The sequence below is a fragment of the Aliivibrio salmonicida LFI1238 genome (genome assembly GCF_000196495.1).
Lineage (GTDB): Bacteria > Pseudomonadota > Gammaproteobacteria > Enterobacterales > Vibrionaceae > Aliivibrio > Aliivibrio salmonicida.
The window spans coordinates 887,343-901,142 of the sequence record NC_011313.1; the positions used below are offsets into that span (position 1 = coordinate 887,343).

Below are 13,800 nucleotides of genomic sequence, written 5' to 3' on the forward strand. Positions count from 1 at the left end.
GAATACGTAAACAATGAGGGTTTGTTTGCTTTGGGTTGCACAATCATAGTCATAATAAATCTTTATGCTGCTTTTGATGAAATGGCTAACTCAGCAGGAATCGCATAAGCTTGGAGGCTATCTTCAGAGAACGACACATATCTGATTTCCCCTAGTTCAAAGTTACTGTCATAAGCGTCTTTTGCTGCAACATCAATGTAAATAGAGTCACTGTCCACATGACGATGTAATTGACATTCAACTCGAACATACGAACCTTGAAATTCTAAACTTTCAATTCTCACAGGAATGGTATTCGTACTTTCAGAAAAGAACGTTAAATTCTCTGGTCTCACGGCTAATTCAAATCGCTCTCCGTTATTCGGCTTTAAATTTGAAAGTGATGGTAAAGGCAATACCGTATCTCCAATTCGCATCATCGATTCATTCAATACCATCGCGGGAATAAAGTTAGTACACCCGACAAAATCAGCCACAAAGCGTGTCGCAGGTTGCTGATAAATTTCTTCTGGCGTACCGACTTGTTCTATCACCCCATGATTCATAACAACAATACGGTCAGCCATTGAAAGCGCTTCTTCTTGATCGTGCGTTACCATCACCGTCGTAATACCTAACTTCTTCTGTAGCTGACAAATTTCATCACGTAAGTGAGTCCTTACTTTTGCATCGAGAGCTGAGAGCGGTTCATCAAGCAGCAATAATCCGGGTGACAACGCCAACGCTCTAGCAAGAGCGACACGCTGCTGCTGTCCACCCGATAATTGATTAGGAAATTTCGAACCCGACGTTGGAAGGCCAATCATATCAAGCCAATATTGCACTTTCTCGGCACTGTCCGATTTTGAATAGCCTTGATTTTTTAGGCCTATGGCTATGTTTTCTTCAATCGTTAGGTTAGGAAATAAAGCGTAAGATTGAAATACAATTCCAAAATCTCGCTTTTCTGGTGGTAGAAAGGTGGTTTCTTTTCCGTGTTGAAAAATAGAGCCCGACGTTGGTAAGTCCAACCCAGCAATGGATCGCAACAAGGTGGTTTTACCGCAGCCTGAAGGACCTAAGAAACAAACAAACTCTCCTTTTTCAATAGATAAAGAAATCTGTTCTAAGGCCGTAAATTGGCCGAATTTTTTCATTACGTTATTGATTGTTAAGTACGCTTTATTTTCCATCATTTCAAACTCTCCATTTGGTATACTCCAAATAATAGAATTTGATTATTTCAATACAATGACAATTTTATATAAGAAAGATTGCAGTTTTGTTTCCTTCAGAAGACAGGCCATTAAAAACACAAAAAGGAAGACCGGAGCCTCCCTTTTCTATCATGAATTTCCGTCAGATTATTTTGATTCAGACTTTGAATCAAATTTATCAGACCATGTTTTTAAGACGCTTTGCCTTTCGTCTCCCATACGAGAGAAATCCATTTTAGCCATTGATTCTTGAACGTTAGGGTAATTCTTCACATCACTTGTCACGTCTTTATGAGCCACCACAGGATAAGATTGAATATACAATTCGTTTGCTGTTTTTGAAATTGACCAATCGACTACACGTTTCGCCGCCTCTGACGGTTTGACTAAACCAACCGCATCCGCTTCCCACCCAATACCTTCAGGTATGATCACATCTAATGGCGCACCCTGTGTTTTTAATTTCGCGCCTCTTGTTGCCATAGAAATACCAATGGCCACTTCTCCCATTCCTGCCTGAACACAAGGCTTAGACCCTGAGTGCGTATAATGAGCAATATTATTATCCAATCTTTTCATGTAGTTCCATGCTTTATCATCCCCCATATTTTGGATCCAAGCAGAAACTTGCATGTAACCCGTTCCCGATGATGCAGGGTTAGGCATCGCGATATGCCCCTTATAAATAGGCTTTGTTAACTCTTCCCATGATGTCGGTTTCGGTAAGTTATATTGTTTTGCTACGATTTCATTAAAACAAATGGCATTGAAAAAAGCGTAATTTCCATACCACGCTTTATTGGCTTGAGGATCAACTAATGCGTCCTTTAATTCATCTTCATTTGCTGGCATGTAAGGCTTTACTACACCTTCATTTTTTAATAATGCCAATGATGACCCAGCCAAGCCCCAAACCACTTCGGCTTGTGGGTTGTTTTTTTCTGCCAATAATTTCGCCGTCATTATCCCCGTTGAATCACGAACCCATTTAATTTCAATGTCTGGATTATCGGTCTCAAATGCCGATTTATATTTGGCAAGTAGATCCGTTTCAAAAGCGGTATAAACCGTGACTTCTTGTGCTGCAAACGCATTCGTTGCTAACAATGATATAAGTGCTGTCAGTGATCCTTTCATAAAACGGTTTTTCATTATCCTCTCCATCCTTAAATTGGTATGTACCATTAAATTACCTACCACCATAAAAACGAATTATGACGAAAATATGAACGAATGATGGCAATTTAATGATAATTAGCGGAATAAAGCCGATAACACGCCGAGATATGAACCTTTTGTGAATCTTGCCATTTGCCTATTATCAGGCTGAAATTATGTTGATAGAGTAAAAATACAAACTGATATATACCAAAATGGAATTTAACATGAAAAATGAATATCTGCTTTTAACTCCGGGTCCACTGTCTACCACACCGACAGTTCGCAACGCCATGCTAAAAGACTGGTGTACTTGGGACGACGAATACAATATTGATGTCGTTGAGGTTATTCGTGACAAACTGGTTGCTTTGGCTACCGAGAAATTAGGGTATACCAGTGTATTAATGCAAGGCAGTGGTACTGCTTCTGTTGAAGCAACGATTGGCAGCGTGATTGATAAGAATGGCAAACTACTGGTGGTTGATAATGGGGCTTATGGGGCTTATGGGGCACGTATTGCACAAATAGCTCAGTATTTATCTATTCCGTGCCATGTTATTTCACCGGGTGAAACCGCACAGCCAACACTCAGTGAGGTTGAAAATGCACTCATCACCGATCCAAGCATTACCCATGTTGCTATTGTTCATTGTGAAACCACGACGGGCATGCTTAACCCTATCGAACCCATTGCCGCCTTAGCGAAACAACACAATAAAATTGTTATTCTAGATGCGATGTCTAGCTTTGGTGGTATCCCAATGGATATTGCCGATCTTGGTATTGATTACATGATCAGTTCGGCTAATAAATGCATTCAAGGCGTTCCCGGTTTTGGTTTTGTTATCGCTAAACAATCGGAACTTGAACAATGTAAAGGCCGTGCTCGCTCTCTCACTTTGGATCTTTATGACCAGTGGGATTGCATGGAGAAAAACCAAGGGAAATGGCGTTTCACTTCCCCTACTCATACCGTAAGAGCTTTCTACCAAGCCTTACTTGAATTAGAAATCGAAGGGGGCATTACCGCCAGACACACACGTTATCAAACCAACCAAACTACCTTGGTGTCAGGCATGCGAGGCTTAGGCTTTGAACCGTTATTAAGTGACGAGTTGCACTCACCAATCATTACTTCCTTTTACTCCCCAGCGCACGACGATTACCAATTCAAGGAGTTTTATGCTCGTTTAAAAGTACAAGGCTTTGTTATCTACCCCGGTAAAGTTTCTAATGCGGATTGCTTCCGTATTGGTAATATTGGCGACGTTTACCCTAAAGACATCCAACGATTAATCTCAGCCGTTGAAAATGCCATGTATTGGGAAACGGTTTCAGCATGAGCGAATTACTGATCACCCCCCATTTTCGTAGTGAAGGGGATGTAAATACGACTCTAGCTCGCAGTCTGTGGAATGAATCACTGCAAGATGAATCAACCCAATCCTTATTAACTCGCGATTCGAACGTGTTTTTACATCAAGCCATGTCGACCCCCTGTTTAGATTCTCTACAAGGGGCGGAAGGGGTTTATTTACAAGACACGAGAGGGAAAAAATACCTCGATTTTCACGGTAACAACGTTCATCAGCTTGGCTATGGTCATCCTCATGTCATAAAAAAAGTGACCGAGCAAATCGCAAAATTGCCTTTTTCACCAAGACGCTTTACTAACTCAATAGCGATTGAGTGTGCCGAAAAACTCACCGAGATCTGTGGCGGTGAGCTTAATAGAGTCTTATTTGCACCCGGTGGTACTTCCATCATTGGCATGGCCTTAAAACTGGCTCGTCACATTACGGGCAACTTTAAAGTTGTTTCATTGTGGGATTCCTTTCACGGAGCTTCTTTAGACGCAATTTCTGTGGGCGGTGAAGCCTGTTTTCGTGAAGGAATGGGGCCATTATTAGCAGGCGTAGAACGTATCCCTCCGGCGGTCACTTATCGTGGTGCCTTTCCATCTTCAGATGGCAGCGATGTTCATTACGCTGATTATTTAGAATATGTCATCGAAAAAGAAGGCGGCATCGGCGTGTTTATTGCTGAAGCCGTTCGAAATACCGATGTGCAAGTGCCGAGTAAAGCGTATTGGAAGCGTATTCGAGAAATTTGCGATAAACACAATGTGCTATTAATTATCGACGATATTCCAAATGGTATGGGTCGGAGTGGTGAATGGTTTACGCACCAAGCCTACGACATTGAACCTGACATTTTATGTATCGGTAAAGGATTAGGCGGAGGATTAATCCCTATTGCCGCCATGATCACAAAAGACAAATACAATACCGCGGCGAACGTCTCTTTGGGTCATTACACTCATGAGAAAAGCCCTGTGGGTTGCGCTGCGGCACTCGCGGTAATGGAAACAATTGAACAAAACAACTTGCTTGAAAAAGTTCGCCACGACGGTCAATTCATCCATCATTATCTCAACACAATGAAAGCAAAGTATCAAGTTATCGGCGATGTTCGCGGTATTGGGTTGCTTTGGGGGGTTGAGTTAGTAACCAGCCCTATAACAAAAACACGCGCCTTTGATGAAGCCGAAGCCGTGTTGTATCAATGTTTAAATGATGGCCTGAGCTTTAAAGTATCGCAAGGCAACGTCATTCAACTCAGTCCACCACTCATTATTTCTCGTGAAGAGCTAACGCAAGCTCTGATTATTTTTGAACAAGCAATTGCCAAAGTATGTAAGGATTTCAACTATGTCTAATTTAGCGTTTAACCCATTTCCAGCACACACCCCTCTTTTACAAGACAGCCCTGTTCAAGCGGTTATCTTTGATTGGGCTGGCACCATTGTCGATTTTGGTTCTTTTGCACCCACCAGTATTTTTGTTGAGGCCTTTAAAAGTGGTTTTAATTTCGACATTAATCTTGCTGAAGCACGAGAACCAATGGGGTTAGGAAAATGGCAACACATTGAAGCGGTTGGTAAACTTCCATCAGTGAATCAAAGATGGCACCAACAATTTGGGCACGCAATGACAAGCGAAGAAATCGATCATATTTACGCAACGTTTATGCCACTACAAAAAGCCAAAGTGGCGGATCATGCCGAGCCGATTTTAAACGCCATTGACGTCGTCAATGATCTGAAAGACAAAGGGATAAAAATTGGGTCATGTTCTGGCTATCCGCGTGAGGTCATGGATATTTTAATCCCTGCAGCGGCAAAATATGGCTATCACCCTGATTATGTTGTCGCTACGGATGACTTACCTCAAGGTGGCCGTCCTGCTGCGTTCATGGCTCTAAAAAATGCCATTGAATTAGGCGTGACTAACGTAAGTACCTGCATTAAAGTCGATGATGCTGCACCCGGCATTGATGAAGGCCATAATGCCGGTATGTGGACGGTTGGATTACTATTATCAGGCAATGAAGCAGGATTAACGTATGAAGAATATCAAGCCGCAGATGCAGAGACACTGAGTGTTGCCAGAGAAAAAGCACGCTTAAAGCTGCAAAAATCCACCCCTCATTACTTGATTGATACTATTGCAGATTTACCAGAAGTGATTGCCGATATTGAAACGCGATTACTCGCAGGTGAAAGGCCTTAGTCATATAATACACATTAAAAAAGGCCATTATTGGGGAATAATAATGGCCTTAAAAATACATAGCTTGTTTACTTTAGTGTAAGTGTCTCTTCGTTACTTCACATGAAAGAGTCTCATGATCAAATAGGAAGCGAAATGCGTGAGAATTGAAATATTTCCCATCACTCCATAATACTTCACCAAAGATCTTGCAGAGATCCATGTCTGATGCTGAACCTTTCTTATCGATTAATCCAATAACAGATAAAACTTGGCTCTCTATATCCTTGGGACAATTTTTAATTGACCATTTATGAGTTGTACTCATTTTATCCATAATAACTAGCCTAATGTGTTTTTATTTTATTGTGATCAAGTCACAAAAAGCAGTTTAACTGAACGGTAACTTAAATCAAGACTTTTTGTGACTTGAGTCTCATAAAGTAGCTACAAAGTCTAATAATAGAAGTATTAACAATCAATTTAATATATGCAAACCATTGATATTTTACATAATATATACATAATATATACATAAAAAAAGCGTACTTAAATAAGCACGCCACATCAACTACCACTTTAGAGTTAATTTAACATTATGAATATTAAGGGTATTTTTTTTCTAAGAAAGCCATAATATCTGAAGATTCATACATCCACGTTGTTTCGCCATTCTCATCAATACGCAGGCATGGCACTTTTACTCGTCCACCACCCGCTAATAATGCGGCTTTATGCTCTTCATTATTTTTTGCGTCACGCAATTCAATTTTCAGTGATTGGCGCTTAATTGTACGACGAACTTTCACACAAAACGGACAAGCTTCAAATTGATATAACGAATAGTTCGCCGTTTCTGCGTCAATTTCTGTTTGTTTAGCTGGATCACGTTTGACCCCTGAAGGCGTAAACACACAATCTAATCCCAAAATAACTTTGCCAAGCACCAAGCGGATTAACTTCATTTTTACACTCCTAGTAAATAATAATTATTATCTGTTGCATTTAACTAACGCGATTGTAACAGAGCCTTATATCAATGCCATTAATTAGATGATGTAACTCATAATAATAAGCAAAGAATCAATCTGCTTCTTTATATTCAACACAAAAAAAAGCCCCAAAAGAGAGCACTCTATTTGGGGCTTTATTTACTTATTGATTAACTAAGGTTAGTCAAACTCAACAAGGTTACGTTCAAATTGTTCGTGTTGTTTACGAACTTTTTCTTCAGGTTCACCCGTTAGTTTGCTAACAACAATAATTGCTGTCGTTGCAAAGATAATCCCAGGAACGATTTCGTAGATATCAAACAAGCCACCCGTTAACTGTTTCCAGACAACAATCGTTAAACCACCAATAACGATACCAGCAAGCGCACCATTACGATTCATGCCTTTCCAGTACAAGCTTAGGATGATCGCAGGACCAAACGCAGCACCAAAACCAGCCCATGCATAAGACACCAAACCAAGCACTGAGCTATCTGGGTTCATGGCTAGTGCTAACGCAATAATAGACAATGCAATAACGGCAAAACGGCCAACATTAACAATGTCTTTGCTCGTTGCGTCTTTATTCACAAGTTGCTTATATAAATCTTCCGCAAGCGCAGATGAAGAAACCAGTAACTGAGAATCTGCAGTACTCATGATTGCAGCAAGAATAGCGGCAAGTAGGATACCCGCAATCGCAGGATGGAAAATCGCATTCACTAATAACATGAAGACTTTTTCACCATCAATCACTTGACCTGCCATTTCACCATTAACATAAAGCAAACCAACAAGACCAACTAATACTGCACCTGCCATTGAAAGCGCAGTCCAAATAACCGCAATACGACGAGCGGTCGTTAAATCTTTATTTGAACGAGAAGCAAGGAAACGAGCAAGGATATGAGGTTGACCAAAGTAACCTAAGCCCCACGCCGCTAATGAGATGATAGCCACCGCACTTAGTGGGTTACCGTCCATACCTGTCCATAACGTCAGTAACTCAGGGTTAATCGCCACAAGATCAGTATTAAGTTGGCTGAATCCACCCTGCATTGCTGCAATTGGTACGATCATCAATGCCGCTGACATTAATAAACCTTGAACCAAATCCGTCCAAGCAACCGCAAGGAAACCACCAAATAAAGTATATGAAACAACACACAGCGTGCCTATAACAACGGCAACTTTATAATCAAGACCGAATACAGTTTCAAATAATTTACCGCCAGCAACCAAGCCTGAACTGGTGTAGAAAAGGAAGAACAGAAGGATAAACAAAGCAGAAATTGTCTGAATCAATTTTGAATTATCATTAAATCGGCGAGATAAATACTCCGGCAGAGTTAAGGCATCATCCGTAGTAATACTGTACGTTCTTAGACGTTTAGCACAGATCAACCAATTTAACCAAGTACCAAGTAGTAGACCACCCGCAAGCCATAATGACTCAAGACCGGCAGCGTAAGCATAACCTGGTAAACCAAGCAGCAACCAACCACTCATGTCTGAAGCACCGGCAGATAATGCAGCAGGCCAAGGCCCTAATGTACGTCCACCTAAAAAGTAATCTGATGAATTGTTGGTACGTTTATAAGCATAAATACCAATAGCGAGCATCACAACAAGGTAAGTTAAAAACGTGCCTGTAATGGCAAAGTTATTTTCTATCATTCTATTTCCTTTATATTATTGGCAGTAATGAGGGCCAATAGCCCTCTTACGTTACTTCTTTGCTGTAATATTTTTATAGTGCAAAAAAAGCAATGACTCACGATCACATCATGTGTTCGTTAATGATTACCACCTCCAAGTTCCAACAATGTAGCGTTACCGCCCACTGCCGTTACATTTATTGTTCGAGTGCGCTCTGTAATAAAGCGTAGAACAAAATGAGGATCGGTAGTATTTGTCAGGCGTTCTTGATCCGTTTCTGCGATCAATTGCGCTAATAATCCATCTCTCTTTGCTAATTGTTGGTTAAGCTCGATTTCTCTCTGCTCACTTCCCACAAAGCAAACGCCCGCTAATCGGACATCATTTATGTCTTTTTCTGAAAAATTCACCTGTTGGACAATCGTGGTCGGTACATTTACATTATGTAAACCATCCACAATTAACGAGGCGATATCAGACTCCCCACTCGGAAGGCCGACAATAATAGCGTTTCCTGCAATTAATGCTGCAGTTATTTGACCCATCAATGCAACAACTGATGGTTTTTCATCCGAAGTGATGTAAAAAACACCTCTAGGTGCGGTGTAGAGTTCGTTACTTTCTCCTGTTGGCCCTGGCATTAATTGAGTTTCTGAAATTAACTGTTGCGCTCTTTGGCATTGAAAACGCACCATTTTTTCAGCAAGCACACCAAATTTAGGGTGTTCAGCTAATGCGTGTGACCATTCAATTAACTTCTCTGAACGTGTCGATACTGACAATTGCGCCCATGATTTCTCTGGTTGAGAAAGAGCAGAATCAATAAGTTGTGTAATAGATGTCATGAGTCTCTCCTTTCTCACTTAGTTGATACAGAATTTGAAGCGATTGCTTGGGTATAACGGAATAAATAACGAGGTCCACCCGCTTTCGGTCCCGTCCCTGACAGTCCTTGACCACCAAAGGCTTGAACTCCCACCACCGCACCAACTTGATCACGGTTGATGTAGCAGTTACCTACTTTGATGTTTTTCTCAATACGGGTATAAGTGACTTCATTACGACTGTGTATTCCCATCGTTAATCCAAACCCAGTGGCATTAATGTCATCGACCATGGTGTCTAATTCGCTGGCTTTGAAACGAACAATATGAAGAATTGGACCAAACTGCTCATTTTCTAGCTGACTAATCGAATCAATTTCAAACGCACTTGGTGGAACAAAATCCCCTTTCTCAGCCCATTCAGGTAATGTCGCTTGAGCAAGTAATTTGCCTTCTTTTGTCATTCTCTCAATGTGTGCAAGCAGCTTTTCTTTTGCCTTGGTATCAATCACCGGACCGACATCCGTGCTGTGCAATTCAGGTAAACCAACACTCAATTCGGCCATTGTGCCTTTAATCAAATTCAGAATACGTTCTGCTATGTCTTCTTGAACAAACAATACTCGAAGTGCTGAACAACGTTGACCAGCAGAAGAAAAAGCGGAACGAACAACATCTCGAACTACCTGTTCTGGCAATGCTGTACTGTCTACTATCATTGCATTTTGACCACCCGTTTCAGCAATAAATGGCACCGGAGCAACACCTTTTCCTTCAAACGTACGATTTGATAATGTGCGGTTAATTAATTGTGCGGTTTCTGTTGAGCCAGTAAACGCAACGCCTGCCACTCGGTGATCTGACGTTAATGGCGCGCCGACTGTTTTACCGTCACCCGGTAATAAGTGAATCGCTTGTGGCGCAATACCCGTTTCCAATAAAAGCTCAATGGCACGAACGGCAATCAATGACGTTTGCTCCGCCGGTTTTGCAACAACCGTATTACCAGCCACCAATGCGGCGGTTACTTGGCCTAAGAAAATAGCGAGTGGGAAATTCCATGGGCTTATACACACAAACACACCACGACCTTGGCGAGCTATCTGGTGAGAAATATCATCAAAGCCAACAATCGTTTCTGGATTGCTGAAATTTAATTTGGCTTGAACGGCATAGTAACGACAAAAATCAACCGCCTCACGTACTTCATCAATGCTGTCGTGAATCGTTTTTCCTGCTTCTTTATGGCACAGCGCCACAAGCTCAGGCATATTTTCTTCAAGTTTATCTGCTAAGCGATCCAAATAGTCCGCACGTTCAGTCACTGACGTCGCTTGCCATGTTGGGAAATAGTCATGAGCCATTTCTAGTGCGTTTGAAACCGACTCTTGAGAACTCCATACTAATGAACCCACTTCATTACTGCGATCATAAGGAGAAGTGATAACATGCAAATCAGACACACTTTCCTTGATCATGCTTTCGTAATTACACGAATTATTAACAATCGGCCCCCCTTTCCAATAGTTGTCCATTTTCTCTTTTACTAACGCTTCAAACGGTTCTGCTTCACTCTCAACATCAAAGTTAATGCTGTATGAATTTTTACGATCTGAAAAAATATGCGGCGGTAATGGGATCAGCTGATTTTCAAACGATGGGCAAGCCAATAGAGTATCAACTGGGTGTTCTGTTAAACTTTCGATAGGGCAACTTGCATCAACCAAACGATGAACAAACGAGCTGTTTGCGCCATTTTCTAATAAACGACGAACCAAATACGGCAACAAATCTTTGTGGCTACCAACAGGAGCATAAATACGAACACTGCGTTGAAACATTGCCATTGCATGTTCATATAACGCATCGCCCATACCATGCAAACGTTGATATTCAAACTCATCGTGCGTCGCCATTGAAGCAATCGCCGCAACCGTGTGTGCATTGTGACTTGCGAATTGTGGGAAGATATTACCTTTAACGTGATCACTTAATAAGTAACGAGCACAAGCAAGATAAGACACATCGGTTGACTCTTTACGGGTAAATACAGGGTAGCGAGCAAAACCAAATTGTTGTGATATTTTAAGTTCGGTATCCCAGTATGCGCCTTTCACCAAGCGAAGTGGGATCATATCGCCTTGCTCTTTTGCTAGCGCAGTTAGCCACACTAAAACGGGCAATGCACGCTTAGAATACGCTTGAACAACGATACCAAATTTTCCCCAACCTTTAACGATGTCATGACGATACAGTTTTTCAAATAAAGCCAAAGAAAGCTCTAAACGATCGGCCTCTTCTGCATCAATCGTAATACCAACATCCAACTCACGTGCGCGTTCAAGAAGTTGCAATACAGAATCACACATCTCCCCCATGACACGCTCTTTATTCGCCATTTCATAACGAGGGTGAAGCGCTGAAAGCTTAATTGATACGGTAGGATCTGCGGAGTTAGCAATGCTTGCCCCTCGCCCTACACTCTCAATTGCCATGATGTAATCTTTAAAGTATTTATGCGCATCAGACTGAGTTAATGCCGCCTCACCTAACATATCAAAAGAATAGGTATATCCCTTTTCGCGCATCGATTTGCCTTTCTTCTGCGCTTCTTCAATGGTTCTACCAAGTACAAATTGATGGCCCATGATCTTCATTGCTTGATTCATGGCTTGACGAATAACAGGCTCAGAGAATTTATTGACCAAACGGCTGATCGCATTAGAAGGTGAACCGTCCGATTTCACGTCCATGCTGACGACTTTACCCGTCAGTAATAGTCCCCAAGTCGACGCATTTACAAACGTAGAATCTGAATTTTTAAGATGAGATTTCCAATCTGCCGTGCTTAATTTGTCACGAATAAGAGCATCAGCAGTCGCCGCATCTGGGATTCGCATTAACGCTTCTGCTAAGCACATCAGTAAAATACCCTCTTTGGTATCTAAGCTGTATTCAAGTAGCAACGCATCTATCATCTGCACCGCTTGCTTATCATCACGCACTCGTTGGATAAGATCGCCTGCTTGCTCTGACATTAGGACGGCTTCATCAGCAGTAGGTTGTGCTAATGGAATGAGCTCTTGAATCCACTTTGCTTCATCAACCATATAAAGAGGGGATATTGCAGACCATAGCACCGATAAAGGCTGGTCAATAATGGATGACAACAATACATCTTTCGCTTGAAACATACCTGTTTCCTCTTATCTGTCTAATCGATTAGTTAATATTATTTATAGTTGATCGATTTGTTATTAAGGCTAATTGCGAAAGAGTCTATTTTCTATTTAGATAAAATACTTGTCAAAAACTATGATTAAATTGCTAAATCGTCCATACGGTTACAAAATGAGAACAAACGCAGTAATTTTTAGTTACGAATAAAGTGAGAATGGCGATATTTGGTGGGAGAACTTCCTTTGTGTTTCACAAATGCATGACTAAATGCACTTTGGTTAGCAAACCCCGTTTGTTGAGCAATCTCTCCAATACTGAGGTTACTTTCCGTTAACAAGACTTTGGCATAATCAATACGTTTCGTAATAATATATTGATGTGGCGTTTTTCTAAATTCTTGCTTAAAAATGGCATAAAATTGACTCTCGCCGATAAAAACCGTACTAGCCAACTGAGAAACTGTGATCTTAGTTCCGATATGTTGCGTTATAAAATTGTCGATCACATCGGAATTCAGGCGTTTTTGTCTTTTGTCAGAATTTTCATCAATTAAATGACGGTGTAATAGCGCGATGATCGTATCACTGCAAGCGCGACTTAACAGATGATCATTAAGATTCGCTTGAATCTCACACACTAATAGCTGAATTAAGTTTTGAATTTGAGTATCTAGTCGATAGTAACCAGAATGTGCAAATAATGAGTTCACCCGCGAGGCAAGTTCTAGATCTTCAAAATATTTAGGAAAATTAAGTACTAAGATTTCAGATTGATACAGACTTGAAAATGCATGCTGATGATGCGAAGGGATCACTCCCACTTTTCCTACGGAAATAACGCTGCTCTCCCCGTTTATTTCAAACTCTGACTGCCCTTTTAACCCTATCACCAATTGATGATGTTCGTGGGCATGGAGGTCTCTTTCTTCCGGCAACATGATGATTTGAGCAGGAGAAATCCAATTCAACGTCATTTTACTTCCACCTAGTGTCTGCTGTATTTTCTTTTCTCAGTGTAACTAAGATCATAAAAACAATCTATTACCGATAAAAATACGAAAGCATGATCATGTTTCAACAAAATACAGTCAATGTGATTTCAATTTAAACTCGCCTCATTTATTTTTAAAACCACAAATTAACCTCTTTATTTACAAGTAATTAGAATTACATCTAGTAATTGAGATTTCATGTTCTCATATCTTAACTTGATCATGCTTTCTACTCACCGAAACGAT

At 40.9% G+C, this 13,800-nt stretch carries 10 protein-coding genes; 3 read left to right on the top strand and 7 right to left on the bottom strand.

Features of this window, described 5'->3' with window-relative positions:
- Positions 1-62: 62 nt before the first annotated feature.
- Both VSAL_RS20220 and VSAL_RS20225 read right to left on the bottom strand, forming a co-directional pair.
- The gene (locus VSAL_RS20220) at positions 63-1,175 is read right to left on the bottom strand and encodes a putative 2-aminoethylphosphonate ABC transporter ATP-binding protein (RefSeq protein ID WP_012552091.1); all 1,113 of its coding nucleotides are present in this window, start codon (positions 1,173-1,175) and stop codon (positions 63-65) included.
- Between the two features lie 168 nt (positions 1,176-1,343).
- Positions 1,344-2,348 carry a putative 2-aminoethylphosphonate ABC transporter substrate-binding protein gene (locus VSAL_RS20225; RefSeq protein ID WP_044583593.1) on the bottom strand — a complete coding sequence of 335 codons (1,005 nt, stop codon included), beginning with the start codon at positions 2,346-2,348 and terminating at the stop codon, positions 1,344-1,346.
- Positions 2,349-2,581: 233 nt separating this feature from the next.
- Here VSAL_RS20225 and phnW point away from each other — a divergent pair, with 233 nt between their 5' ends.
- Genes phnW through phnX form a run of 3 tightly spaced genes read left to right on the top strand, consistent with a single transcriptional unit; the run spans position 2,582 to position 5,929 of the window.
- The gene (gene phnW / locus VSAL_RS20230; RefSeq protein WP_044583594.1) at positions 2,582-3,700 is read left to right on the top strand and encodes a 2-aminoethylphosphonate--pyruvate transaminase; all 1,119 of its coding nucleotides are present in this window, start codon (positions 2,582-2,584) and stop codon (positions 3,698-3,700) included.
- Positions 3,697-5,076, top strand: a complete 1,380-nt coding sequence (locus tag VSAL_RS20235) for an aspartate aminotransferase family protein (protein WP_012552094.1) — start codon at positions 3,697-3,699, stop codon at positions 5,074-5,076. Before phnW ends, VSAL_RS20235 begins: the two co-directional genes overlap by 4 nt.
- A complete protein-coding gene (phnX, locus tag VSAL_RS20240; RefSeq protein WP_017021902.1) occupies positions 5,069-5,929 on the top strand; it encodes a phosphonoacetaldehyde hydrolase in 861 nt (286 codons plus the stop codon). Before VSAL_RS20235 ends, phnX begins: the two co-directional genes overlap by 8 nt.
- Before the next feature lie 584 nt (positions 5,930-6,513).
- Here the strand turns inward: phnX and VSAL_RS20250 are convergent.
- The 5 genes from VSAL_RS20250 to VSAL_RS20270 form a co-directional block, all read right to left on the bottom strand.
- On the bottom strand, positions 6,514-6,873 hold the full coding sequence (locus VSAL_RS20250) for a glutathione S-transferase N-terminal domain-containing protein (protein ID WP_012552097.1): 360 nt from the start codon (positions 6,871-6,873) through the stop codon (positions 6,514-6,516).
- A gap of 207 nt (positions 6,874-7,080) precedes the next feature.
- Positions 7,081-8,577, bottom strand: a complete 1,497-nt coding sequence (gene putP, locus VSAL_RS20255) for a sodium/proline symporter PutP (protein ID WP_012552098.1) — start codon at positions 8,575-8,577, stop codon at positions 7,081-7,083.
- 119 nt (positions 8,578-8,696) lie between these two features.
- Positions 8,697-9,404: an aldehyde dehydrogenase family protein gene (locus tag VSAL_RS20260; RefSeq protein WP_012552099.1), complete on the bottom strand. Its 708-nt coding sequence runs from the start codon at positions 9,402-9,404 to the stop codon at positions 8,697-8,699.
- Between the two features lie 14 nt (positions 9,405-9,418).
- Positions 9,419-12,577 carry a bifunctional proline dehydrogenase/L-glutamate gamma-semialdehyde dehydrogenase PutA gene (gene putA, locus VSAL_RS20265; protein ID WP_012552100.1) on the bottom strand — a complete coding sequence of 1,053 codons (3,159 nt, stop codon included), beginning with the start codon at positions 12,575-12,577 and terminating at the stop codon, positions 9,419-9,421.
- 179 nt (positions 12,578-12,756) lie between these two features.
- On the bottom strand, positions 12,757-13,536 hold the full coding sequence (locus VSAL_RS20270; protein ID WP_012552101.1) for a helix-turn-helix transcriptional regulator: 780 nt from the start codon (positions 13,534-13,536) through the stop codon (positions 12,757-12,759).
- Positions 13,537-13,800: the final 264 nt, after the last annotated feature.